At 66.9% G+C, this 24,835-nt stretch carries 22 protein-coding genes; 12 read left to right on the top strand and 10 right to left on the bottom strand.

From position 1 onward, the window contains the following. The first annotated feature begins 189 nt into the window (after positions 1 to 189). From AB0I41_RS01410 to AB0I41_RS01390, 5 genes are all read left to right on the top strand, one after another. On the top strand, positions 190 to 2,274 hold the full coding sequence (locus AB0I41_RS01410; RefSeq protein ID WP_357100452.1) for a class I SAM-dependent methyltransferase: 2,085 nt from the start codon (positions 190 to 192) through the stop codon (positions 2,272 to 2,274). Between the two features lie 12 nt (positions 2,275 to 2,286). Then, positions 2,287 to 3,909, top strand: a complete 1,623-nt coding sequence (locus AB0I41_RS01405) for a type I restriction-modification system subunit M (RefSeq protein ID WP_357100449.1) — start codon at positions 2,287 to 2,289, stop codon at positions 3,907 to 3,909. After that, the gene (locus AB0I41_RS01400) at positions 3,902 to 5,032 is read left to right on the top strand and encodes a restriction endonuclease subunit S (RefSeq protein ID WP_357100446.1); all 1,131 of its coding nucleotides are present in this window, start codon (positions 3,902 to 3,904) and stop codon (positions 5,030 to 5,032) included. The genes AB0I41_RS01405 and AB0I41_RS01400 overlap by 8 nt, the downstream gene beginning before the upstream one ends. A 57-nt stretch (positions 5,033 to 5,089) precedes the next feature. After that, positions 5,090 to 8,257: a type I restriction endonuclease subunit R gene (locus AB0I41_RS01395; RefSeq protein WP_357100443.1), complete on the top strand. Its 3,168-nt coding sequence runs from the start codon at positions 5,090 to 5,092 to the stop codon at positions 8,255 to 8,257. Between the two features lie 769 nt (positions 8,258 to 9,026). Continuing rightward, positions 9,027 to 12,320, top strand: a complete 3,294-nt coding sequence (locus AB0I41_RS01390) for a type ISP restriction/modification enzyme (protein WP_357100441.1) — start codon at positions 9,027 to 9,029, stop codon at positions 12,318 to 12,320. Between the two features lie 52 nt (positions 12,321 to 12,372). On the opposite strand, the gene AB0I41_RS01385 is transcribed toward AB0I41_RS01390, so the two are convergent. Together AB0I41_RS01385 and AB0I41_RS01380 are read right to left on the bottom strand one after the other, a co-directional pair. Next, positions 12,373 to 12,714, bottom strand: a complete 342-nt coding sequence (locus tag AB0I41_RS01385) for a hypothetical protein (protein WP_357100438.1) — start codon at positions 12,712 to 12,714, stop codon at positions 12,373 to 12,375. A 280-nt stretch (positions 12,715 to 12,994) separates the two neighbouring features. Continuing rightward, positions 12,995 to 13,192: an AlpA family phage regulatory protein gene (locus tag AB0I41_RS01380; RefSeq protein WP_357100435.1), complete on the bottom strand. Its 198-nt coding sequence runs from the start codon at positions 13,190 to 13,192 to the stop codon at positions 12,995 to 12,997. A 422-nt stretch (positions 13,193 to 13,614) separates the two neighbouring features. Here AB0I41_RS01380 and AB0I41_RS01375 point away from each other — a divergent pair, with 422 nt between their 5' ends. The 4 genes from AB0I41_RS01375 to AB0I41_RS01360 all read left to right on the top strand — a co-directional run bounded on the left by AB0I41_RS01375 (position 13,615) and on the right by AB0I41_RS01360 (position 15,896). Beyond that, entirely contained in the window at positions 13,615 to 14,496 is an 882-nt protein-coding gene (locus AB0I41_RS01375; RefSeq protein WP_357100432.1) for a helix-turn-helix transcriptional regulator, read from the top strand. Next, positions 14,489 to 14,683, top strand: a complete 195-nt coding sequence (locus AB0I41_RS01370; RefSeq protein ID WP_357100429.1) for a DUF397 domain-containing protein — start codon at positions 14,489 to 14,491, stop codon at positions 14,681 to 14,683. Before AB0I41_RS01375 ends, AB0I41_RS01370 begins: the two co-directional genes overlap by 8 nt. Before the next feature lie 157 nt (positions 14,684 to 14,840). Continuing rightward, positions 14,841 to 15,296 (top strand): NUDIX domain-containing protein, encoded by a 456-nt coding sequence (locus AB0I41_RS01365; RefSeq protein WP_357100426.1) that lies wholly within the window; start codon positions 14,841 to 14,843, stop codon positions 15,294 to 15,296. A 129-nt stretch (positions 15,297 to 15,425) separates the two neighbouring features. Beyond that, entirely contained in the window at positions 15,426 to 15,896 is a 471-nt protein-coding gene (locus tag AB0I41_RS01360; protein WP_357100423.1) for a UPF0158 family protein, read from the top strand. A 20-nt stretch (positions 15,897 to 15,916) separates the two neighbouring features. Here AB0I41_RS01360 and AB0I41_RS01355 read toward each other — a convergent pair whose 3' ends face one another. Together AB0I41_RS01355 and AB0I41_RS01350 are read right to left on the bottom strand one after the other, a co-directional pair. After that, positions 15,917 to 16,120, bottom strand: coding sequence for a DUF397 domain-containing protein (locus AB0I41_RS01355; protein ID WP_357100420.1), 204 nt, complete (start codon positions 16,118 to 16,120; stop codon positions 15,917 to 15,919). After that, a complete protein-coding gene (locus AB0I41_RS01350) occupies positions 16,113 to 17,003 on the bottom strand; it encodes a helix-turn-helix transcriptional regulator (protein WP_357100417.1) in 891 nt (296 codons plus the stop codon). Before AB0I41_RS01350 ends, AB0I41_RS01355 begins: the two co-directional genes overlap by 8 nt. A gap of 265 nt (positions 17,004 to 17,268) precedes the next feature. Here AB0I41_RS01350 and AB0I41_RS01345 point away from each other — a divergent pair, with 265 nt between their 5' ends. Beyond that, the gene (locus AB0I41_RS01345; RefSeq protein ID WP_357100413.1) at positions 17,269 to 17,568 is read left to right on the top strand and encodes a DivIVA domain-containing protein; all 300 of its coding nucleotides are present in this window, start codon (positions 17,269 to 17,271) and stop codon (positions 17,566 to 17,568) included. Continuing rightward, on the top strand, positions 17,565 to 17,816 hold the full coding sequence (locus AB0I41_RS01340; protein WP_357100410.1) for a hypothetical protein: 252 nt from the start codon (positions 17,565 to 17,567) through the stop codon (positions 17,814 to 17,816). The genes AB0I41_RS01345 and AB0I41_RS01340 overlap by 4 nt, the downstream gene beginning before the upstream one ends. Positions 17,817 to 17,867: 51 nt before the next feature. On the opposite strand, the gene AB0I41_RS01335 is transcribed toward AB0I41_RS01340, so the two are convergent. Continuing rightward, complete coding sequence (locus AB0I41_RS01335; protein ID WP_357100407.1) at positions 17,868 to 18,011, bottom strand: hypothetical protein; 144 nt, start codon at positions 18,009 to 18,011, stop codon at positions 17,868 to 17,870. A 143-nt stretch (positions 18,012 to 18,154) separates the two neighbouring features. Here AB0I41_RS01335 and AB0I41_RS01330 point away from each other — a divergent pair, with 143 nt between their 5' ends. Continuing rightward, on the top strand, positions 18,155 to 18,565 hold the full coding sequence (locus AB0I41_RS01330; RefSeq protein ID WP_357100404.1) for a DUF2267 domain-containing protein: 411 nt from the start codon (positions 18,155 to 18,157) through the stop codon (positions 18,563 to 18,565). An 82-nt stretch (positions 18,566 to 18,647) separates the two neighbouring features. On the opposite strand, the gene AB0I41_RS01325 is transcribed toward AB0I41_RS01330, so the two are convergent. From AB0I41_RS01325 to AB0I41_RS01305, 5 genes are all read right to left on the bottom strand, one after another. Further along, complete coding sequence (locus AB0I41_RS01325) at positions 18,648 to 21,035, bottom strand: glycosyl hydrolase (protein ID WP_357100401.1); 2,388 nt, start codon at positions 21,033 to 21,035, stop codon at positions 18,648 to 18,650. A 141-nt stretch (positions 21,036 to 21,176) separates the two neighbouring features. Then, positions 21,177 to 21,644 (bottom strand): hypothetical protein, encoded by a 468-nt coding sequence (locus tag AB0I41_RS01320; protein WP_357100398.1) that lies wholly within the window; start codon positions 21,642 to 21,644, stop codon positions 21,177 to 21,179. An 18-nt stretch (positions 21,645 to 21,662) separates the two neighbouring features. Then, complete coding sequence (locus tag AB0I41_RS01315; protein ID WP_357100395.1) at positions 21,663 to 22,475, bottom strand: sugar ABC transporter permease; 813 nt, start codon at positions 22,473 to 22,475, stop codon at positions 21,663 to 21,665. Between the two features lie 65 nt (positions 22,476 to 22,540). Beyond that, positions 22,541 to 23,554: an ABC transporter ATP-binding protein gene (locus tag AB0I41_RS01310; RefSeq protein WP_357100392.1), complete on the bottom strand. Its 1,014-nt coding sequence runs from the start codon at positions 23,552 to 23,554 to the stop codon at positions 22,541 to 22,543. Next, positions 23,551 to 24,825, bottom strand: coding sequence for a sugar ABC transporter substrate-binding protein (locus tag AB0I41_RS01305; RefSeq protein WP_357100389.1), 1,275 nt, complete (start codon positions 24,823 to 24,825; stop codon positions 23,551 to 23,553). The genes AB0I41_RS01310 and AB0I41_RS01305 overlap by 4 nt, the downstream gene beginning before the upstream one ends. Positions 24,826 to 24,835 lie beyond the last annotated feature (10 nt).

Raw genomic sequence — 24,835 nt, 5'->3', positions numbered from 1 at the left:
GGTGCCGGATCCCAGCAGAGCCGAGGGGCAGCAAACGGGCCACAACGTCTTGCGATAATCCCTGCTATCAGAGCCAAGAACCTGATGGGTGAGAACCCCTGTTATCACAAGCGCTAGCTTGCCTATGGTCCTTGCAGTCGGTAATGTCGCCGCGCAGGCAATCGGACGCTAGGGGGGAGGTGGGCACGAATGTCATCGACGGTTACGTTGGGGCAGGTCGCGAGATTTGCGCAGGTACGCCGTCCAAGCGTCAGCAACTGGCGGCGCCGGCACCCTGACTTCCCTGAGCCGATCGGAGGTTCGCCCGGACAGCCGCTCTTCGATTCGGATGAGGTTGCTCGGTGGCTGGACCAGCGGCCCGTGCCGGCTCAGCGTGAGGGCGGCCTGCCGCCCACGACCTACGGAGACATATTCCGGGCGAGCATGAACCGCGGCGGTGGTATCGATGGATCCGGGCTCGATCCCGACACATTTGCCGACCTTGCGCTTGAGCTGATCGCCTTGCGGAAGGTCCACAAACGCCCGCTGCCCACCGACCGGGCCGCTCTTGCGGACCTCTGCGTCAGAGCCGAGGCCGCGCACGCCGATCTTGTCGGCCTACTCACCCATCTCGCTTCTCCCGGTCAGCCGGCGCTGTCGATGCTCGAGAACGTGGAACGTCTGGTGGCAGAGCTTGGCCCCGCTGGCGCGGCTGAGGAGCTGCTTTCTGCGGCTGGTCGGCGGGGCTGGTCCGGTAGCCCGGTGGAGACGCCCGCGGAGATCTGCCACCTGGTCGTACGCTTGGCAAACGAGCTGCTGGGCGGTGTCACCAATCTCGCCGTCGGGGATCTCGCGGCCGGCCCGGGGCAGCTGCTAACCACCATGCTTGCTGCCGGTAGCCCACGCGAAATCCGGTGCGCCGAAGTGGATCTGGCGATGGCGAAGTGGCTCCGTCTGCGGCTCTTCTGCCACGGACACGGCGGCGTCACGTTCTGCGCTGACGGCCAGGAGACCGTCTACTTCTCTGGCTCGGACGTCATCCTTGTGGACCCACCGTTTCAGCCTGGCGAGCAGGAACACCATGAGGAACACCCGCTGTCCTGGGCCTCGCGGGTGGTGGAGGGCCTCAGCGACGAGGGCATTGGATTCGCCGTCGTTCCGGAATGGACGCTGACGCGCACGGCGGCATCACGCCGGCTTCCGGTGACCTGGGTCCGCGAGCAACTGGTACGTCGCGGCTGCGTCCGCGCGATCATCCAACTGCCCCGCCATATCCACCGCTTCATCACCGGCACAGACCTCGTGCTGCTTGTGCTCGCACCAGACGAGGGCGACACGTCGCGAGATGTCGTTGTCTGCGATGCGGACCAGATTCGATCCCGGTCCGGCGCGTCATGGATTGAACAAACAGTGCGACTCGTGTGCGGGTCGCGGGAATCACGCGAGGCTGAGCCGTGCGCGGCGATTCCGGTGCCCGAGCTATTGGGCAGGCGATCGCTGCTGCCGTCGCATCTGTTGGCGCCCGAGGTGGCACCTGAAGACCAGTTGGTGGAGACCGTTCGGGCACGTGAGTCGGCGATGGCCACCTTCAAGATGGGCACGGATGACGCGATCGCCACGCTGGAGCGGATCGCCGTGACCACCCGTCCCCAGGGAGTCGCCTACCGCACTATCGGTGAGCTGCTTCGTGGACGGCAGCTCATCCGCCTGCCCGGTCATCGCATTCCCGAGGCCGACCTTGGCCGTAGCGGGCAACGGGTCCTGGGGCGCGAAGAGCTGCTCGGCGAACTGCCCGTCGGCGAGCGCCGCATCGACGTGCTGGCACTCGGTCAGTACGCCGCAGCCGGGATCACCGAACCCGGCGACGTGGTCGTGATGGCTGGTAGCCAGCTCCGCGTCATGGTCGACGAATCCGGGGGCAGCGTTCTGCTCACCCCAGTGCAGGGGTTGCGGATCCCCGGCTACGTCAAACACTCTTCGCTGTACCGCGACGAGCCGCAGCTTGCCTGGATCGGGCCGCACGCGCTGGCTGCCCTGCTCGGTGCGGCACGCAACGCGGCCCGCACCGGGCAGCGTGTGCGCAGCGTGACCCTGCACCAGCTGGAGATCCCAGTGCTGGCGGCCGCCGAATACGGCCATCTCGACCAGACGTCCATGATGCTCAACGAGCTGGCCGAGCATGCCCGCAACAAGGCGACGGCGTTGGATCTGGTTCGGCAGCGCATCGCCGCCGGCGTTGCGGATGGCGCGATGAGCCTGCGCTTCAAGCCCAACACGTCGAATACGAGCATCTGAGGAGACAAGAGAATGACCCCACGCGCCCGCAAGCCGGCAGAGCCGCAGGCGGCCGACCTGAAAGGCACTCTCTGGAAGTCGGCCGACAAGCTGCGCGGCAGCATGGACGCCGCCGAGTACAAGCATTTCGTGCTCGGCCTCATTTTCCTCAAGTACACCTCGGACGCGTTCGACGACCGGCGGGCGCAGATCGAAGCTGAGTTGGAAGCGGAGGGCATCCCCGAGGCGAACCGGCCCTCGCTGCTGGAAGACCAGGACGAGTACGCCGGCCGCGGCGTCTTCTGGGTGCCGCAAGCCGCGCGCTGGGAGGCCCTAGCACACCGTGCCAAAGCCGCCGCCGGTCAGACCAGCATCGGTCAACTCCTCGACGGCGCAATGAAGGCCGTGGGCGACGCCAACCCCGACCTCAAGGGCGCGCTGCCACAGGGCCTCTACAACGGGCGCGGCGTCGACGAGCGGCGCCTCGGCGAACTCGTCGACCTGATCCACATGCTCCGCTTCCGCGACCAGTTCGACGCCGACGGCAAGCGCCGCAGCGCCCGCGATGTCCTCGGCGAGGTCTACGAATACTGCCTGGAGAAGTTCGCGCTAGCCGAGGGCCGACGAGGAGGCGAATACTTTACCCCGAAGAGCATCGTCAAGCTCATCGTCGAGATCCTCGAACCACAGAGTGGCGAGCGGGTATACGACCCGGCGTGCGGCTCCGGCGGCATGTTCGTCCAGGCCGAGAAGTTCATCGAGACCCACGGCGGCAAGGCGTTCGACATATCTGTCTTCGGCCAAGAGCTCAACCAGAACACCTGGCGGTTGGCGAAGATGAACCTCGCCATCCACGGCATCGAAGCCAACCTCAGCACTAGGTGGGCCGACAGCTTCCACGAAGACCAGCACCCCGACCTGCGCGCCGACGTCGTCATGGCCAACCCGCCCTTCAACGTCTCGGACTGGGGCGGCGACCGGCTCGTCATGGACCCCCGCTGGGAATACGGCATCCCGCCCGTCGGCAACGCCAACTACGCGTGGCTCCAGCACATGGCCCACAAGCTCTCTCCGAAGGGGCGGGCCGGCATCGTGCTCGCCAACGGTTCCATGTCCAGCAAGCAGTCAGGTGAGGGTGACATCCGCCGCGCGATGGTCGAAGGCGACCTCGTCGCCTGTATGGTCGCGCTACCCGGTCAACTCTTCCGCTCCACACAGATCCCGGCCTGCCTGTGGTTCCTATCCCGAGACAAGAGCCCACAGGGATCGAAGCGGCTCGCCAACCGCACCAACCAGGTGCTCTTCATCGATGCCCGCAACATGGGCGTCATGGTAAGCCGAACCGAGCGCGAATACACCGACGAGGATATCCGTCGCATTGCCGGTATTTACCACGCCTGGCGCGGCACCGACAAGACGATCGAGTACGCAGATGTCCCCGGCTTCTGCAAGTCAGCCACATTGGAAGAGATTCGCGAGCACGACTTCATCCTCACGCCCGGCCGCTACGTAGGCGCCGCCGACGTTGACACCAGCGACGACGAGCCGACCGAGGAAAAGATTGCCCGTCTGACGAAGGAACTCTTCGCCCACTTCGACGAGTCGGCTCGCCTCGAGGCCGTCGTTTGCGACCAGCTCCGGAGAATCGATGTCTGAGCGACGTACCTTCAAGATTAGTGACGTCACCGTGTGTCACGATGCCCGCCGCGTACCGGTACGAGGCGTTGACAGGAAGCCAGGTAAGTTTCCCTACTACGGCGCTTCAGGCATTGTTGATTACATCGACTCATACCTCTTCGACGGGGAATTCCTACTCGTCTCCGAAGACGGCGAGAACCTACGGACACGCAAAACGCCCGTGGCCTTCATGGCGTCCGGGAAGTTCTGGGTCAACAATCACGCCCATATCCTCGAGGGAAATGACCTCTGCGACACCCGCTATCTCTGCTACGTCCTGAGTAAGACTGATGTCTCCGGTTACCTAAGTGGCTCGACCCAGCCGAAACTGACTCAAGCCTCGCTGAACTCGATCCAGGTAGAGCTTCCGAGACGATCTGACCAGGAGTCGATTGTAAAACTCCTAGCTGCCATCGACGACAAGATCGGGGTGAACGAGCGGATCGCCGAGACGAGCTGCGAGTTGGCGCTTTGTCTCTTTGCCGAGGAGAGGTGGTCGTCTCGAACGAGCCTCTCATCGCTCTGCCGATTGAGAAAGGTGCAAGTGGCGCCGTCCACCCTCGACGCCCGGGCGGTGGCACATCACAGTCTGCCGGCGTTCGATAACGGCCAAGTGCCGGATGTCTGTTCTCCGGACAAGGTCCTGAGTACAAAATTCCTGATCGATGAACCAAGTGTCCTGCTGTCAAAGCTCAACCCCGATATCCCAAGAGTCTGGCGGGTTGAGCCAAAGGCGGGTGTGCCAGCACTCGCGTCAACCGAGTTTCTTGTGCTTGTGCCAAATCCGACAATCACTACTGCAGAGCTCTGGGCCGCTGCTCGCCAGGATGAATTCCTCTCCCGCCTTGCTGCACGGGTAACGGGAACCTCAAAGAGTCATCAACGTGTGCGCCCGGACGAGGTCCTCTTGTCTGATGTTGTCGATCCCCGGGCGACTAATGTAGTGACCAGGCAGCAGGTTTCGTCGCTGGTCGAGCGGGCGGAGCAGGCTCGCCAGGAAGGCATCGCTCTCGCCCAACTTCGCGACGTGCTGCTGCCAAAGCTGATATCGGGAGCGCTCAGGATCAAGGACGCGGAGCTGTTGGTCTCCGCCGCGGTCTGACAGCCCGCTTGCCCATTCCGCAACGACTCCACGATCCTCGCCCCAAATGGAGAAGCTATGAGCCTGTCGGATGATGTCTTCCCGCACGACGAGTCCGAGTCGGAGTGGGAGCATCACGTCAAGGATCAACTTGGCGAGTGGTGGCAGCCCGTGATCGGCACCGAGTTGGCGCCGTCGCGCAAGGGTGATGGCGCGCGGAAATCCTGGGGTGACCTGGTCCTCTACGGGAGCCTCCGCGAGGCGGTCGCGCGGATCAATCCGCAGTTGCCGCCGGACGCCGTGGACGAGGTGGTGGCGGAGTTCGAGAAGCGGACGTCGGCGGACGCGTTTACGGAGCGGTACCGCCTGCACACGTTGCTTACGCGCGGAGTCAAGGTCGGCTACGTCGATCCGGCGTCGGGGGAGAACCGCACGGACACCGCGTGGGTGATCGACTTTTTCGATCCGTGCGGTAATGATCTGATCGCGGCTAACCAGGTGACGATCAAGGATGCTCGCCGTAAGCGCCGGCTCGATGTAGTGGCCTACGTAAATGGTCTGCCGCTGGCGGTGTTCGAGCTCAAGAAGGCCGGCGCGACTGACGGCACCCGCGAGGCGTACGACCAGCTCATGACCTATCGGCGTGAGTTCGGTGCGACCGCCCTCGCGGTGCCGGTCTTTGCTGTTGCCAGCGATGGCATCACCGCACGGTTCGGCACACTGTTCACGCCATGGGAGCACATGGCGCCGTGGGACATCGATGAGCGCGGCGAGCCCGTTGACGTCAGCGACGGCCGAGCGCTGGAGACTCTGATCGGTGGGGCGTTCGACCCCAAGCTCTTCTTGGACCTGCTGGTCAACTTCACCGCTTTCTCACGAGAGCGGGGTGGCGCGATCGACACGGTACGGCTGGCGAAGGCTCACCAGATGTTCGCGGTCAACACGGCTGTCGACAAGACGATCACGGCGGTGGGCGGCGACGGCAAGATCGGCGTTGTGTGGCACACGCAGGGCTCCGGCAAGAGCATGGAGATGGCGTACTACACCGCGAAGGTGATGAAGGAGCCGGCGCTCCGCAACCCGACGATCGTGGTGCTTACCGACCGGATCGACCTGGACAGTCAGCTCTTCCTCACCTTCGCGGCCAGTGATCTGCTCCCAGAGACGCCCGTGCAGGCGGACACGAAGGAGCAGTTGATGCGCCTGCTGGATCGGCCGTCCGGCGGGATCATCTTCACCACCCTGCAGAAGTTCAACCGCTCCAAGGCGGACAAGGAAGCGAACATCGACTTCCCGCTGCTGTCGAAGCGGCGGAACGTGCTCGTGGTCGTGGACGAGGCACATCGCAGCCACTACGACTTCCTCGACGGCTACGCCAAGAACCTGCACGACGCCTTGCCCAACGCGGCGTTCATCGCCTTCACCGGCACGCCAATCTCCAAGGCCGAGGCGAACACCCGCGCCGTCTTCGGCGACTACATCGACGTGTACGACCTGACCCGCGCGGTTCGCGACGGCGCCACCGTGCGGGTCTACTACGAGAACCGGCACATCCCTGTGCACCTTCCCGAGGGCGTCAACCCGGTGGAGTTGGACGAGGAGGCCGAGGACCTGACCGTCGACCTCGACGAGGAGGAGATCAAGCGTGTCCGGCGGGCGTTCGCGCAGTACGAGGACGTCGTCGGCCATGCCGATCGGGTACGGACGCTCGCGGTGGACATTGTGGAGCACTGGGAACAGCGTCGGACCGAGATGGTCAAGCTGACCGGCAAGCCCGGCAAGGGCATGATCGTCTGCTACTCCCGAAAGGTCGCCGCCGACCTCTACCAGGAAATCATTAGGCTGCGTCCGCAGTGGGACAACGAAGATGACGACCAAGGCTTGATCAAGACTGTCTACACCGGTAGCGCCAAGGACCAGGAGCCGATCGCCACGCACGTTCGATCGACCGGAGCGATCAAGAAGATCCAGCGACGAGCCACGGACGCCGACGACCCGTTGGAGTTGGTGATCGTACAGTCGCTGTGGCTGACCGGGTTCGACTCGCCGCCGCTGCACACCATTTACCTGGACAAGCCGATGCGCGGCGCCGCGCTGATGCAGGCCCTCGCTAGGGTCAACCGGCGATGGGGGGAGAAGCCCAGCGGTCTGGTGGTGGACTTCCTCGGCATCGCTGACGACCTCACCAAGGCGCTCGCCGAGTACACCCGGACCGACATCGACGAGAAGCCGATCGGAAGGGACATCAGCGCAGCCGTCGACATGGTGGTTGAGCTGCACGGCGTGATCGGCAGCCAGCTGCACGGCATCAACTGGAGGGCCAAGCGCGACTCGGGCAGACCTCGTGCCTTCTACCAAGCCGCTCTCGACGTCGTGGATTACCTCCGCCGCCCCGAACCCGACCTCGAGGAGGGCAGGCCAACCCTCGCCGACCGTTACGCCGACACCGCTCGCAAGATCGCCCGCGCTTACAGCAACTGCCCCCGGGAGGACAAGCTTCGGCCGCTGCGGACGGACCTGGAGTTCTTCGAAGCCGTACGCCTCTATCTGGCCAAGCTGAGGGCCGAGGAGCGGGCGGAGCGGGGGCTCGCGACGGCGGCGGACGTGGAGCTGGCAATCCGGCAGCTCACGGCCAGTGCGATCGCGGTGGACGAGGTCGTTGACATCTACGAGGCCGCTGGCATCCAGCGCCCCGACCTGTCGCACTTGGACGAAGACTTCATGCGCCGCCTGCGCGAGAGCCAACGCCCCAACCTGGCCATCGAGGCGCTGCGTCGGGCAATTGAGCGCGAGGTCCGGTCCGCCCACCCGCACAACGTCGTCGCACAGGAAGGGTTCACTGCCAAACTGCTGAAGACGATGCAGCGCTACACATCCGGCGGCCTGACGGCTGCCGAGATCATCGCCGAGCTGGTCGCCCTCGCCAAGGAAGTCTCCGCAGACCGCGGCAAGGCTGCCGAGATGGGCCTCACCGAAGACGAGTACGCCTTCTACACGGCCGTCGCCCAGAACGAGTCGGCCAAGGAACTGCTCGGCGACGTTGTGCTTGGCCAGATCGCGATGGACCTCGTCAAGGAGCTTCAGCACCTACCGGTCGACTGGTGGATCCGGGAGCAGGCCCAGGCCTTGGTCCGCAGCAAGGTCAAGCGCCTTCTGGCCAGGTACGGCTACCCACCCGACGCCCGCCCCGAGGCCGTCGAGCTGGTGCTTAAGCAGACCCGTACGTATGTAGAAGATCAGGCGTAGTAGCCATCGAGGATCGTGCTACAGGCTGTGGACCCCTTGGTGCACAGGTCGATACGGTCGATGCCATGCTCGCCCGAACCTGCCGCCATGAGGTGCTCGAGGCTGCCCATGAGTTGGCTTCCCGAAGCGCCGACGGCAGCTTCACCGCTGAGGAGGTCCTACGCCTGCTGATCGGCCGAGGAAGCACCTTCGCAGTGCAACAGAGCCTCGAGTCGGTTTGCCTCCAGACCATCCCTGGCCTTCGACTCAACCTCGCGACTGGGAGGGGCCGTCGGTGTTGCGAGGGTCTGTGATTGCCTCGAGCACCCGCGCTGGCGACGACTTGCACGCGTCCTGTGCCAGGCCAACGATGTTGCCGTTTCCCGCTGCGATCGCGTAGGTCACGCCCGCCGCGCGGTTGATCTCTCATCCTTATGGAAGGGTGCGGCTCGTCACCCGAGCATCTCTACGCCAGATCCGTTGTGCAGCAAGGCTCACGTCGTGTCCTGCGGCACGGCCGACGGGCGTGACATCGCCGACCGTGCAAAGCGCCGCTTCGACCGAGACCACCGCGAGCCCGTCAACACCGGCTGGACTTTGGATCTTGATCCCAGTTCTCACGCGGCACCGACACGGTCGGGGATGGATGGCTCATCGATCTATTGAGGTTGGTGACCATCTGATGGATCCTGTCTGAAACGCAAGGCAATCGATCGCTGACCCTACGTGAGTTCACGCCCTTTCTTGCCCAACCGCTGATCAACCCCTCGTCTGGCGGAAGGTGTGTGTCATGGTGCGCATGTCGGATGGATCCGCTGGTCAGGTCCCCTGCGAGGTCGCGCAGGCCGTCTCCAGGTTCGGTCGTTCGGTCGCCCCCCTGCTACGGGCCCGGGTGGGACAGGCCGAGGCGAACATCTCGGTCGCTGTGGAAGTGCTCCTGCGTGACATGGCCAAGATCTTGAAGTTGGAACTCCTCGCACACCGCGAGGCATCCGACAAGGCGCTCGGCATCCGACCGGATCTTGCCATCGACGTCGCGGGCGCGCGAGTCGGTGTGGTCGAGCTCAAGGCGCCGGGCAAGGGAGTGCCCGGCGGCACTCGGTGGGGAGACAGCCGCGACCGCGCGCAGTGGGAGCGGCTCAGGAACCTACCAAACGTCCTGTACACCGACGGATCAAAGTGGGCTGTCTATCATTACGGCGTTCAAGCGGGCGAGACCGCCACGCTGGATGGCGACCTGGCACGCTCGGGGTCGAGACTGCGCCCGGCCGGCAGCATATTCACTGCCGTGATCAGAGACTTCCTGTACTGGAAGCCAACCCCGCCTCGCAGCCTGCGGGACCTGATCAAGGTTTCAGCAGGGCTGTGCCAACTGCTGCGCGACGAGGTCAAGCAGGAGTTGGCGCGGGAGAGCGTCGGCGCCACGAAACCACTGTTCTCGGAGCACCTGGCCGACTGGCAGGAATGGCTCTTCCCCGACCTCACCGAGGACGAGTTCGTCGACGCCTACGCCCAGACCATCACCTTTGGTCTGCTCCTGGCGCGACGCGAAGGCGTCATCTTCGAGGGGCTCGAGATCCCCGACATCGGCGAGAAGTTGGCCAAGAGGCATCTTCTGGTCGGGCGGGCGCTTTCCATCCTCACCGCGCGGCAGGACCGTGGCCAGAGCATCGAAGAGCGCAGCATCGTGCTCCAGACCATGCGCCGCGTCATCGGCGCGGCCGACTGGGCGAAGTGGCCGGCAGCGGGCACGTACCACTGGCTGTACGAGGAGTTTCTCGACACCTACGATTCGAGGATTCGGCGCCAGATGGGTGCCTACTATACGCCGACGGCCGTCTCGGACTTCATGGCGCGCTTCGTTGACGAGGTGCTCCAGATGGAGCTCGGCGTCCGCCGCGGGTTGGCCGACGACACCGTTGTGGTGCTCGACCCGGCGATGGGCACCGGCACGTTTCTACAGAGCGTGCTGGACAGGGTTGCCGAAACAGTCACCGCCGAACGTGGGGATGTGCCGGCTTCTCTCCGGGAGTTGCTGCCCCGGCTCATCGGGTTCGAGCGTCAGATCGGCCCCTTCGCCGTCGCCGAGCTGAAGCTCGATCAGGCACTGGAAGCCCATCAGTCGCAGGCCAAGGACGAGGACTTCCGTCTCTTCGTGGCGGACACGCTGGACGACCCGTACAAGGCACCACTCCCGGTCCGCGCGCGCCTGTACGCGCCCCTGGCCAAATCCCGCCAGGACGCCAATACGGTGAAGGTGGACCGGGACGTCACGGTCGTCATCGGTAACCCGCCATACCGGACCAGGGCGAAGGCATTCGGGAAATGGGTCCTCGCGGCCAACCGTGGACAGAGGCCGCTGCTTTACGACTTCCGGGTGCCCGGCAACGGGCGGTTCGACCACAAGCTCCACGACATGGCCGTCTACTTCTGGCGATGGGCACTGTGGAAGGCGTTCGAGTCGACTCCCGAACAGCCCGCCGGCGTCGTCGCCTTCATCACCACGCACGGATACCTCAACGGTCCCGGCTTCGCCGGAATGCGCCAGTACCTTCGACGACACGCGGACCGTGGTTGGATCATCGACCTTTCCACCGAAGGCCACCAAGCGCACACCCAAACCCGGGTGTTCCCCGGGGTGCAGCACCCGGTCTGTATCGGAATCTTCGCCCGTCGGTCGATGCCGGATCCGGAGGCGCCCGCGATCATCCAGTACCTGGCTATTCCCGGCACGCGTGCGGAGAAGTTCGCCGGCCTGGATTCCGTCCGACTGACGGATTCGCGATGGCGGGACTGTCCCAGCGGATGGACAAGTTCCTTCCGGCCGATCCAGCCCGGCTCCTGGACGCAGTTTCCGTCGATCGACGATCTGCTGCCTCACACCTCACTGGGCGTAAAGTGCAATCGAAACTGGGTTCATTGCCCGGATCCAGACGTCTTGGCCCGACGCTGGCACCGGCTCATCGACGCCGACGCGGCCGAAAAGCGGGTGCTGATGAAGGAGACGGTCGATCGGACAGTCGACAGGGCGATGCCTTCGCTGCCGGGCGAACCCACCTCGCTGCCCCTCGGTGAGGAGACCTCGACCAATCCGCGAATCGGACGCACGGGCTTTCGCAGCTTCGACCGCCAGTATCTGATCTTTGATCAGCGGGTCGTCGACCGCCCGCGGCCCGACCTCTGGAGGATCGCCGGACCGCAGCAGGTCTTCGCGGTAACCCAGCTTCGGGAAGCTCTGACGAACGGCCCGGCAGTGGTCTTCAGCGCGTACCTACCTGACTCCGACCACTACAAGGGCAGCCATGGCGGCCGGGTGATCCCGCTGTACCGATCAGGCGGATCGGCAGCCAATGTGGCACCTGGCCTCACGATGGTCCTGCGGCGCCGCCTCGAATGCGAGGTCGCCGATCAGGACGTAATGGCGTACATCGCTGCGCTCCTCGCCCACCCCGGCTACACCCGCCGGTTCTTCGCGGAGCTCCGCCAACCGGGTGTCCGGGTGCCCCTCACCGCAAACCCGTCGCTGTGGCAGGAGGCGGTTGCGTTGGGCAGCCGGGTGATCTGGCTGCACACGTACGGAGAACGGTTCGCTGACGATCGTGCAGGGCGACCGCTTGGCCAGCCGATGTCGCACCGACCCGGGGTGATCGGATCGGTGGCCGGCGGCCTGGACGATATGCCTGCCGAGATCGAGTACCTCGACGGTGCGGATGCCCTGACGCTGGGAGGTGCCCGGATCGCCCCGGTTAGCCGGGCGGCGGCGACCTACGAGGTCTCCGGTATGAAGGTCGTCAAGCACTGGTTCGACTATCGAAAACGCGATCCCGCTGGGCGCCGCGGGGGTTCGCCACTCGAAGAGATCAACGCTGAGCGCTGGACGCGGTCGATGACCGAAGAGCTGCGCGATCTCATCGCCGTGCTCGAGGGGTGCGTGGGGTTGGAGAGCCAGCAGGCAGACCTCCTCGACCGCATCGTGACGGGACCGGTGATTACAGTGGACGACTTGGAGGACGAGGCAGTCCTTCCCGTGCCCGCCGACGCGAGGCGAATCGTCGACGGCACCGGCGACCTCACCCTGTTCTGACAGTGAGGATGTACGTGTCCCGTACCGGTCGGTCTGACCCTTGCTCTGACCGCTACGTGCCTCCGTCGGTGGATGTCGCCGAGCCCGCATACACCTGTTGTGTGACAGCAACGAACCTCGACCTTTCCTTCCACACCGCCTCGCGAGCCGGATCCAGGCCGGGCGGCCAGCGCTGGCCATGGCGCCGCTTGTCGATGATGTCCGCGAGCTGACCGGCGGCGCGCAGCAGGTCTTGAGCAGCGTTGGCCAGGGTGCGGGGCCCGGCCACCTGCACCGCTGCGTTGCTCGCCACGAGCCGTGTCCATTCCCGGGCGTAGTCGCGCTGCACGGCCTCCAGGCGGTCATCGATGGGGGAGAGGTCGAAGAGATCGCTCAGTTCGCGAGCGTGATCCAAGAAGCTGCCTACTCGTGTCAGGAAGGCGACGGATGCCGCGTCCCGTGCGTCGACGATCTGCCCACCGCGGGCCAGCGAGGCTGGTCCCGCTGTGACCGTGCCGCAAGGTGAGAAACGCCAAACGTGACGCCTCCACCTACCAGCGTGCCGATCAGCGACGATGATGCCCGTCGTTACGCCGGCTGACATGGTGGGCAGTAGATCACGGATAGCGGTCCGCATGGTGCCCGCGCTACAACGAGCCGTCTGGGCGCTGGTGGACTCACCAGGCCCGGCCCCGCTACTCCGAGTCCTGAAGATCCGGTCGGTGGTCTTTGATCCACCGCTCCACGTCCTCGGCCTGCCAAATCCGCCCGACTGACAGGACGGCCACCGGATCGGGGAAGGACTTCGAGTTGGTGATCTGGTAGGCGCGCGTCCGGGAGACGCCGAGCATTTCCTGCACTTCTTGGCTCGCCACCAGCCGAAGCTTTCCCACGCTGCCACGGTAGGAGCATGCGAACTGAACACCTGCCCTCTGTGCAGATGCACTCTTCACATGCCTATGAGCGTGTAGGCTGTTCATCTGTTCACGCGAGTTCGGGACCAGCAAGGACAGGAGGAGCATGGGCAGGCGGTGGAAGTGGTTCTTGCGGCCGGGGAGCGCCGCAGTCGACCTGACCGGGCAGGTCGTACCGGATGGGGTTGTGCCGGGCCGCTACCGGCGGCCGGCGGGAGAGGACGTCGTACCCGATGGGCGGGTGACCTCGCGGTGTGACGGTGCGGTCGTCTACGAGCGGCCGGAGCGGCGGTGGGCGGCTCCCGCGCGGAACCACCGCGCGGACCGCTCCGACCCGCAGCCGTCCGGCGAGCGGCACAACAGACACCGGGGGAGCGGCCCGGCCGAGGGGCGGGGATCGGATGCCTGAGGATCTGGGGTCGACGGTGCCGCGGCGGCAGCTCGGGCGGGCGCTGCGCGAACTGCGGACCGAGGCGCGGATGACGCTGGACGGCGTGGCGGAGGCGTTGCAGTGCAGCCGGCAGAAGGTGTGGCGGATCGAGGCGGGCCTGTGCGCGGTGCGCGGGCTGGACGTGCGGGGGATGTGCGAGCTGTACGCCGCTGTCCCCGAGCTGGCCGGCGCGCTGGTGGCCCTGGCCGGGGAGACGAGGGCGAAGGGCTGGTGGCACTCGTACGGTGACACGGTCCCCGACTGGTTCGAGCTGTACGTCGGCCTGGAGTCCGCTGCCGGCCGTCTGCGCGAGCACGACGATGCGCTGGTGCCCGGACTGTTGCAGACCCGGGGGTACGCGACTGCCGTGTGCCGGCGCCGGCCGGGCCTGACCGAGGACGAGCGGGAGCGCCTGGTCGAGGTGCGGCTGCAACGGCAGGGCCTACTGCGGCGGCGGCTGCCTGCGCCGCCCCGGCTCGAGGTCGTGCTGTCCGAGGCGGTGCTGCTGCGCATCGTCGGCGACCCGGCGACGATGGCGGAGCAGCTTCGGCACCTGGTGGACGTGAGCCGGCTGCCGCACGTCTCCATCCGGGTCGTAACGCTGGCCGCCGGCCTGCACTTCGGCGCCGTCGCGGGCGCCTTCGTGCTGCTCGACTTCCCGCCCGGCAACCGCGTCGAGCCCGAGCCGTCGGTCGTCTACAGCGAGTCGCTGACCGGCGCGCTGTACCTCGACCGGAAGGAAGAACTTGCCGCGTACGAGGAGGTCTGGGCCAGCCTCGACTCGTTGGCCTTGGACGAGGGGCAGTCCCGCCACCTGATTCGCAAGATCCTCGAGGAGGTTCACCATGGTTGACCTGACCGGCGCGAACTGGCGCACCAGCACCCGCAGCGGCGACAACGGCGGCAACTGCGTCGAGGTCGCCGACAACCTGCCCGGCGTCGTCGCCGTACGCGACAGCAAGGACCGCAGCGGCCCGGTCCTCACCTTCACATCCGACTCCTGGGCCGCGTTCGTCCGCGCGGCCTCGTCGTCGTGCTGAGGGCGTGAAACGGTCGCAGGCCCGGTTGCCGCCGTCCGGGCCTGCGCCGACTCCCGCCCGTCGGTGGTGCGACGGCGAGCGGCGGTAGCGGGTTCAAACGTGCACTGCCGTGCTGCTCGCCGGGATTGATCCCGAGTCCGATGGAAGGACCAGACGCATGACTGGACGACCGCCGTACCTTGTCGAGCGGAACCCGGGGTACGTCGAATATCAACTACCGATCTCCGTGAAGCTCGTCGTCGACTACCGCGGCCAGGTCCCGCTGCTCAAGAACGAACGGGACGAGTGGGAGTTGCCCGGCGGCAAGCTCGAAGTCGGCGAGACGCCCGAGGACGGCGTCTGCCGGGAAGTCGCCGAGGAACTCGGCCTGACCGTCACCGGCGTCGGCATCGTCGACAGCTGGGTCTACGAGATCACGCCCGTCCGCCACGTCTTCATCGTCAGCTACGGTGCCGTCTACCAGGGGGATGAGGAGCTGGCGCACTCCGCCGAGCACAAGGAACTTGGGCTGTTCTCGTACGACGAGGTGCCGGGACTGCGTATGCCGGCACCGTACAAGCGGACCATCGCTCGCTGGCGCGAGCGCACCCCGATCTCGACCGACGCCTTCTGATCTCCGACGTGGCCGTGCCAGGCGAGTTCGGACTCGACGGCGCAGGGCCACGAAGTGTCGGCTGGCCGGCCGCGAGCGGCGGCGTATCCTCGGCGGCTCGGGAACGGCCACGATGCGGAGGCGGGACGGGTGCGCGATCCAGACGACTTCGACCTCGAGGAGATAGCCACTGCGCTGGAGGACCAGAGCGCGTACGAGCACCGGTGGCTGATCGATCCGGCAACGGGAGAGGTGCTGTTCTGGACGGCCGACGGCGGTATCGACGGTAAGACACCAGTCGACCTCGATGACCTCGACGTAGTGCCCATCCACCCGGTGCCGTCCTACGTGTGGCACGGGGACATGGCCGACTTCGCGGATCGACTCAGCGACGAGCGCGCCGGCCGCAGGCTGCGACGAGCCATCGACGGAAGGGGTGCCTTCCGACGCTTCCGCGATGAACTGCACGAGGAGTACCCGCACCTGGTGCCGGTCTGGCAGGGTTTTCACCAGGCCCGGGCGCTGCGGCGTGCGATCGACTTCCTGGCGGAAAACAGCCTGATCGCGGAGGAAGCGGCGGAGCGCGCGCGAGCCGAGCACCCGGATCCGGCGGTAACCTGACCGCGAGCCTGCCGCAAACGTCAGCGGTGCAGCGATTGCGACTTGATGGTGGACAGGAAGGCGGCCCATTCGGGGCGGGCGAACCGCAGGCGCGGTCCCGACGGGTCCTTGGAGTCGCGTACGGCGACGATGCCGGGCAGGTTGGCGGCGACCTCGACGCAGTCGCCGCCGTTGCCGCCGCTGCGGGTGCTCTTGCGCCAAATGGCCCCGGCCAGGTCAGTCATGCTGCATCTCCCCGATGATCCTCTTGATCAGGTCTCTGGATTCTCCCTCATCAAGTGCGAGGGCTGCTATGCCCCGCCAAGCGTCCTCGTAGGCGTGCAGCTCGTCGGGCTTGTCGAGGTACAGCGCTCCCGTGAGCGACTCGCTGTAGACAACGGATGGTTCGGGCGCCGCTCGCCCACCCTTGGTAGCGGGAAAGTCGAGGACCACAAAGGATCCCGCGACCGCCCCCGGCGGTGGGCCGGCAGACAGCGGCAGCACCCGGACGGACACGTTTGCCAGATCGCCTACTTCCAGCAGGCGTCGGAGCTGAGCCGTCATGACCCTCGGCCCGCCAACGACCCGACGAAGGACTGCCTCGGAAAGGATCTGGTGCACCTGCGGAGCCCCCGGCAGTCGGCGGGTCAGGAGGGACTGCCTCTGCAGCCGCACTTCAACGGCTCGCTCCCGGTCGTCCTCGCTGGATGTAGGCCGGTCGAGCCGGTAGATGGCCTGCGCGTACTGCCGGGTCTGAAGTAGCCCGGGTATCAGGGATTCGTCGTAGCGGCGAAGCATCGCGGCGGCGGATTCCAGGCCGACGTACAGCTCGAACCAGCTCGGCACCGCGTCCCCGTACGCGTGCCACCACCCCTTGGACTTGGTCTCCGCGGCCAGCCCCCGCATCGCCTCGGTCATCTCCGCCGACACGTGGTACAGCTCGCACATCGCCTTGACGTCCAGCACCCGCACCGGCCCGAGGCCGCTTTCGATCCGCCAGATCTTCTGCCTGCTGTATTCGAGGGCTTCGGCGGCGGCGTCCAGCGTCACCCCCGCCTCGGTGCGGAACTGGCGCAGCAGCCGGCCGAGCTGCCGGCGCGGCACGGTCGATCCGACGTCCTCTGTCACTCGAACACTCCTTGATTCCACGCCGCAACACTACGTAACGCAACCATGTAACAGCTACTCGTAGCGATAAAGAAAGTCAATGCCTCTGCCAAGAATTCTGCCGTGGAACGTTGCATCTTCGCTTCGCACCGTCACAGGATGACTACCAGGCCCTGGTGCCGTACCGCTGATCGGTAGCTGCGGTGGCAGGTGCGGGGTGGGTCCGCGTGTGCGGGGAGGGCGGGTGGCCCCACCCCTTCCAATCCACGAGAGAGGCAGGCAGCAGATGAGCGTCCGTAACCAGCGACCGGCCGGGGGGAGTGGAGCGACCTACCGCTCCTCCGCGTACACCAGTCTGCTGCCATGGCAGGTGCGCGAGCGCCGCTTCAAGCTGGTCGGGCTCGGACGCCGCGGCCTGGAGCCGGCCGACGTGTACGCCTTCCTCGACCGGGTCGCCGGCGACCTGGCCGGCGTCCACGCGGCCCTGGCCGCGAGCCGGCGGGAGACCGCCGTCATCAAGGACGCGCTGCGCCGCTGGCAGTCCGACCAGGCCCGGGCCCGCGCCGACCAGGGCCGTGAGGCATGACCCAGCGGTACGTCATCCACCTGCCGGTGGTCGCGAACGACATGCCCGCCGCGCAGCGCCTGGCCCGGGTGATCGGCCGGTGGCTGCTGGTGCTGCCGCAGATCGACCCCGGGGAGAGCACCGTCTCCGCCGAGGACCACCAGAACGTACGCCATCGGGTCTTCTGCGACCTGCTGCTGCCCGGCGGCCGGCGCTGCCTGCTCCGCATCGACCATGACGGCCCCTGCTCCCGTCGGCTGCGCCGCTGACCCGGCCCGGCGATGCCTGTCCGGCAACTCGCGGCGGGCCCACCGCTGGCCTCAGGCGGCTGGCGAAATCCTCTGCCGTTGAGCTTTTGATATTTCGTCGTCGCGGGTGACGTCGTAGTCGCGCTGGCGCAGCTTCGCCGACAGCTCGCCTGCCCGTCCCGGTCCCGGAATGTCGAGCATGTCGCCGTAGCGCACCTTGGTGATTCGCCCGATGGGGATGAGGCAGGGTCACCCTCCACCCCAGGATGCTGTCGAGGTACTGAACCCAACCGCGACGCATTGAGGTCAGGGCTCGTAACTGGCGGTTCGAGGGCGATCCGGTCGGAGAGGAGAATCAGGTGGAATACCAGGATTTCATCAACGCGGTGGTGACGCGGGCAAAGGTGTCGACCGATCAGGCGGCGACACTCACGGGCGCGACGTTGGAGACGTTGTCAGATCGGATCAGCGCCGGCCAGGCTGAGGACCTTGCCTATCAGCTTCCGGACGGGCTGGCCGATCACCTGCGCAGACCGTTTGGGCGGGAACGGGCCACGTCGTTCGGGCTCGAAGAGTTCGTGCGGCGGGTGGCGGACCGCCCGGATGTCGACCGTGCGCTCGCCGGTGCCGGGGTCCGCGCGGTGCTCACCACGCTACGTGAGGCTGTTACCCGTGACGAGTTCGAGAACGCGGCGGCCCAGCTTTCGAAGGAGTTCTGGCAGGTGATCGAACCGGTGGGTGCGGGTGGCGGGCGGCGCCCCGGCTCGTAGCACGCACAGTTGGGGCAGGAGCAGGTGTGGGCGGGGATCGGAGGCAAGCCTCCAGATCCCCGCCCCGACTACGTCGAGATCACTATCCCGCTCGGCACGAGGCGAGCGCCCCCACGACGCCGACGCCCGGCGCGGGCAAGGGGAGCTTGGCCGAGGCCGCGGGGCACCGGGGCACCGTGAGGTCGTAGATGCCCCGACCGAACGAGGCCACACTCAACTGGCGGGTCGGCTCGTGGTAGCGCATGTACATCACGGCCGCATTCGGCAGATCCGCGCCCAGTGAGGCCCACTCGCCGCCGTTCCATCCGGAGACGTACACCCCGACATCGGTTCCGACCAGCAGCAGCCCGTCCGAGGTGGGTACCACGGAGTTCACCGGCGCGTCGGGCAGGCCGCGGCCGATGTCCGTCCAGGTGCGGCCCCCATCGTCAGTGACCATCACGTGCGGGCGATTGCTGCCGGAGCGGAAGCCGGAGAACGTGGCGTAGGCAATGTTCTTGTCCTTCGGGTGCACAGTAACCCGGGTCACCCACGTCCCGGGGAGCTGCGCCTGATCGACCCGGTTCCAGTTCTGCCCGAGGTCGTCGGTCCACCACAGCCGGCCGTCGTCGGTGCCGACGTAGAGCTTGTTGCCGTCCGTCGGGGCGGCCGCGATCGTGCTGATGGTGCCCCACGGGTAGCCGGCCGGGTCGTTGGGACCGCCACCGGTGAGGTCCGGGCTGATCGCCTTCCACGTACGACCGTTGTCCGTCGACCGGTTGACGATGTTCCCGGCGTAGTACATGACGTTGGGGTCGCTCGGGTCGAACTGCAGTGGCGTCAGCCAGTTGCGCCGCTGCGACACCGTCTGGCCGGTGCTGATGCTCTGACGAGGCGCCCCACCCGCGTTCTCCGACCGGTAGCAGGCGCCGTACTGGCTGCACCCGAAGACGATGTTCGGGTTCTCGGGGTGGATGATCACCTGGAGGCCGTCACCACAGCCGATGGCGTTCCACGCGCCACCCGGACCGTTGTAGCCGCGGTTGCAGCCGTTGTCCTGGGCGCCCCCCACCTTCAGCACGGGATCGGTCTCGGCGACATCCACCGTGTAGAACTGGGTGTATGGCTCGTGGGTCGACTTCACCCATCCGCTCGCGCCGTTGTTGTCGGACCGGTAGAAGCCGCCGTCGTTGCCCAGGTAGGCACGGTTGGGCGTCTTCGGGTCCCACCGCAGCACGTGCTGGTCGGCGTGCGGGCCGCCGACAGAGGAGAAGGTCTGGGCGCCGTTGGTCGAGCGCATCAGGTTGACCCCGGCAAGGAAGACGTGGTCGTGATCCTTCGGGTCGACGAAGATCTTGCCGAACCACCAGCTGAAGGTGGACTGGGATGCCTGGTTGGCGGTGACCGGGGTCTGCGTCCAGGTGTCGCCGCCGTCGTCCGAGCGGTAGAACGCGCGGAACGGGCCGACGGCCGTGCCGACGTATGCGTACAGGCGCTGCGGATTGCTCGGGGCGACCGCCAACCCCCATCGGCCCTGGTCGGCGTCGGTGGGCAGGCCGTTGGTCATTCGCTGCCAGGTCTGTCCGCCATCGTCGGAACGCCAGATGCTGGAGCCGGGGCCGCCGTAGGTGCGCTCGTGCGGCTCGCGCCGGTGGTCCCACATCGCCGCATACATGCGAGCCGGGTTGCTCGGGTCGATGACCACCTCGGTCGCGCCGGTGGTGTCGTTCGGCGCGGCGAGGACCTGGCGCCAGGTGTCGCCACCGTCTTCCGAAAGATAGACGCCCCGCTCACCGCCCGGGACGAACAGGTTGCCGGTCGCCGCGGCGAAGATCCGGTCTTCGTTGCTCGGGTCGATGGCGAAGCGGGCGATGGCGTGGCTGTCCTTCAGGCCGACGTGCTGCCACGTTGCACCTCGGTCAGGGGAGCGGTAGATGCCGTCGCCGCCGAAGGTGATCGAGCCGCCGCCCGGTTGCGGCTCACCGGTGCCGGCGAAGAGCACGCCGTCGCTGGTCATGGCGACCGCACCCATGCTCTGGCCCGAGCTGCCCGGCCACGCGGCGGTGAACTTCGCACCGGCGTCGCTGGACTTCCAGATGCCCCCCGAGGCGGCGGCGATGAAGATCTGGTCCTCGACCTGGGGGTCCACCGCGATGTCGACCACTCGGCCGCCGATGTTGGTCGGGCCGAAGAAGCTCCAGTTCCGTTCGGCCAGGTTGCGGTAGACGCTGCGGGTGTGCGCGGCGAGCTGGTTCGCCTCACCGCGTGCCTGAGCGTACTTGGCCGCGGACAGTTCCGTGCTCCCGTCGCTGAGCCGTTGGGCGGTCATCCATTCATCGGGCAGCTCCATCGGCCCGGTCGGCGTGCTCGTGGCCAACGATTCCTGGCCGTTGGCGGACGTTAGGGATGCCGTCAGCGCGACCGCGGTGAGCAGCGCCAAGCCTGCTGCCACCGTGAGGCCGCGACGACCTCGCAGGAGGGTTGGATTCATGCAGGATCTCCCTGTGCGTGGGACGCGACCGGGATGGCCGGTCGTCCGTACGCACGTTAGACACAGTGGCGACAAACGTCACCAGGCATCTGACGGGATTCGCATCGTCGGGTTAGGACAGCTGTTGAGCTGGTCCGGTGCCTAGTCGTTGTGGAACTGCGGAAGCCCCGCCTCGTCGGAGTCCGGGCCCACCACCGCGGTCAGGCTCGTGCCGTCCGCGCAGAGCGCGCCGGCCCGCAGGTACATCCGTCGCTGCGGCGTGCGTATCAGCACCTCGGCCTCGAAGGTCTCGTCCTCGGCGCGCAGCAGGTCGATGTCGTCGCGGTTTTCGTAGTGCGCGCGTACGTCCAGTGGGGTCATGCGGACGGTGGCCTCAACGGTCGTCAGCACGCCCTGCTCGACCACCGAGGTGACCCGCGCGCCTTGGGGCAGCACCAGCCCGGTGACCTCGGCGCTGATCTCGGGATCGTCGTTGAGTGGCACCCGGTCGCAGCTTGGCAGGTTCGCGAGCATCGCCCGGGCGGGATCGGTGCCGCGGTGTGAGTTCGTGCCGCCGCAGCCGGCGAGCGACGCGACCGCGACTACGAGGGCAACCACCCGGACTCTCACCGAAGCAGGATGTCACGCTCAGCGCAGTACGCGCCAGCGCCGCACCATCAGCAGTTGCAGGGCGATGATGACCGCGGTGACCGCCATGAGCATGATCGTGATGAGCGAGCCATAGGCGAAGCCGGAGAACTCGAAGACCTGGTCGAATATGTAGACCGGCAGGTACAGCGTGGCGTTGGCGGGCCGACCATCGGTAAGGACGTACGCCGGGACGAAATTGACCTGCAGGGTGAGGATCGTGTCACGGACCGCGAGTAGCACCAATACCGGCGCGAGCAGCGGCAGCGTGAGCCGCCGAAGTTGACCGAACGGGCCGCAGCCCTCCAGCGCCGCTGCCTCGTACAGCCGGCCGTCCAGGAGGCGGCGTGCAGCGAGGACCACGATGAATCCCTCCCCGATCGGGAACGCCAGCATGAGGACGACCCCGATCCGCGCGGTGGTCGGATCGGCCAGCCAGGTGTAGCCGGGGTGGCCGAACAGTCCGAGGAGTTGGTTCAGCGGGCCGTACCTCGGGTTGAGCACCCAGAGGAACAGCACCGCCAGCGCCACGTCTGGGATGACAGTCGGCAGGTAGACAGCGGCCCGGAACAACCGACCACCCGGGCGCGGTGCGGCCAGAAGCAGCCCGAGCCCCACGGCGGCGAGCAGCCGGACCGGTACCGCCAGCGCCACGTGGAACAGCGACGCCTGCAGACTGTCGAGCAGGAAGCCGTCGGAGAGCAGGCGACGGACGTTGGCCAGGCCCACGAACTGTGGATCGCGGGTGAGCCCGGTGTGGTCGGTGAAGGCGTAGCCCACATTGAGCAGGGCGGGAAGCGCGATCAGCAACACGACCGCAACGGTGTACGGCGCGAGAAACGCCCACGCGGTGAGGGGACGTCTGGCCCGGCCGGTCTTCACCGGCATCGCCGGTTGTCGGCATCAAAGCGGTGGATTCGGCTCGGGTCGGGGCGAAGCCGTACCCGATCGCCCGGCCGCACACCCGGCCGCGGCCCGGTTCGTACCGCCAACCGGGTACCGTCCGCGCAGCGCGTGAGCACGATCGCCTCACTGCCCAGCGCCTCCACCGCATCGACTGTGGCCTCCAGCGGCCCTTCGGCGTCGAGAGCCAGATCCTCCGGCCGTACGCCGAGTGTCAGGCCGGCCGTGCCGCCCAGCACACCCCCACCCGGGACCAGGTTCATCGGTGGGCTGCCGAGGAAACCGGCGACGAAGGTGTCGGCCGGCCGGTCGTAAACCTCCTGCGGCCTGCCGACCTGGCGCACCTGCCCGGCTTGCAGCACAGCCACCCGGTCGCCGAGCGTCATCGCCTCCGCCTGGTCGTGCGTGACGTAGATCGTCGCGGTGCCGAGCTCGCGGTGCAGGGCCAGCAGGTCGGCGCGGGTGGCGAATCGCAGCGGAGCGTCCAGACTGGCCATCGGCTCGTCGAACAGGTAGACGCGGGGCTCGCGCAGGAGAGCACGGGCCAGGGCGACCCGCTGGCGCTGCCCGCCGGACATCTGGTCGGGGTAGCGGTCGAGCAGGTCCGCGATGCCCAGGCGCTCGGCGGCCTGCTGCGCCCGCTGTTCGGCCTCGCCGCGTCGGACCCGGCGCACCCGCAGTCCGAAGAGCAGATTGCCGCGTACGGTCAGGTGCGGGTAGAGCGCGTAATCCTGGAAAACCATTGCCACTGCGCGTCGGTGCGGCGGGAGGGGGCTGACATCCTGACCGTTGACGAGAATCCGGCCGCCGTCGGGTCGTTCCAGCCCGGCGATCAGGCGCAGGATGGTCGACTTGCCCGAGCCCGACGGTCCGACCAGGGTCACCAGCTCACCTACCCGGACCTCCAGGTCGACGCCGTCGAGGGCGGTGACCTTTCCGTACGACTTGGCCAATGACTCCAGCCGGATCGCGCGGTGCTCGGTGCTCACCGGCCGCTTCCTACCTCAAGGGTGAAGAGTGGGCGAATCTGCTCCTCCAGGTGGCGCAGTCCTTCCTCGCGCCCAACCCGTCCGTAGAACACCTCTTCGAGGAGTTTGTCGGCCTCGCGCTCCACTCGGGACCAGGTGGCAGTGCGTGGTGTGGTGCGCAGGTGCGGCTCGGCGTCGAGGAAGACCCGCGACGAGCGTGGGGGCCGATTCGCGGCGAGGAAGGCGGAGGAGTTGGCGACGTCGAGGCGGGAGGGCACGGTGCGGCCCGACTCGGCGAGAATCTCCTGGCCCTGCACTCCCATGGCGAACTCAATGAATCGCCAGGCGGCACCGTGGTCTGACCGGCCCGCGCTCATGCAGTAGGCGTCGCTGTGCAGGATCGAGGCTGGTACGCCTCCCGGGGCCACCGGCAGTGACGCCACATCCCACTCGAAGCCCTTGATGGTGCGTAGTGTCGGCACCGCCACCCGGCTGTTCAGGTACATGCCCAAGCCGCCGCGCAGGAACCGTGCCTCGCTTGACTCGCTCTGCTCCTCGGCGTCCGGCGGCACCACATGGTGCACCAGTTGGAGGTCGAGGAACCAGTCGAGCGCCCTGCGCGTGGCCGTGTTCTGGGTCAGGGTCAGGGCGGCGGGCTGGCGCGTGTCGTCGACGAGTTCACCACCGTTGGACCACACGAACGGCGCGACCCGGGCGATCGACGGCGCCACGCCGACGCCGTACGTGCCGGCGCCGGTCAGTGCCTGCGCCGCCGACAGGAAGTCCGCCCAGCTCCAACCCGCCCGCGGCAGCGGGACGCCCGCCTTGGCGAACAGGTCGGCGTTGTAGTAGACGACCAGGGAGGACATGTTCTGCGGAAGGCAGGTCAGCTTCTCCCCGTCGAAGCGGAAGGCCTCCAGAGCTCGCGGGCTGAGGTCCTTTTCCTTCAGCACCTTGCTACCGTCCAGGTAGGGCTGGACGGGCTCGATCGCTTTCTGCGCCGCGAACTGGCCGTAACGGCGATAGTTCAACAGAAAGACATCGGGGGGATTCCCGCCGGCGAACGACGTTGTCAACCGAGCCATCAGGTCGTCCTGGGTGGCGACCGGGGAGAGGGTGACGTCGACGCCGGGAGTGCTCTTCTCGAAGGCCGCGACCATGCTCCGGTAACCGGCTATCTCCTCGGCGTTGCCCGTCAACACCACGGTGATTCCCGCCGCGTCGTCCGTGCGACGGGCGCCACCGCAGCCGGCGCCCGAGCCGATCATCAGGGCCGCGGTGGCGAGCGCCACCCACCGCCGT

It is taken from the genome of Micromonospora sp. NPDC050200 (assembly GCF_040656135.1).
GTDB lineage: Bacteria > Actinomycetota > Actinomycetes > Mycobacteriales > Micromonosporaceae > Micromonospora.
The sequence above is the reverse complement of the archived record's forward strand: the minus strand, read 5'-3'. Positions and strand labels throughout refer to the sequence as shown.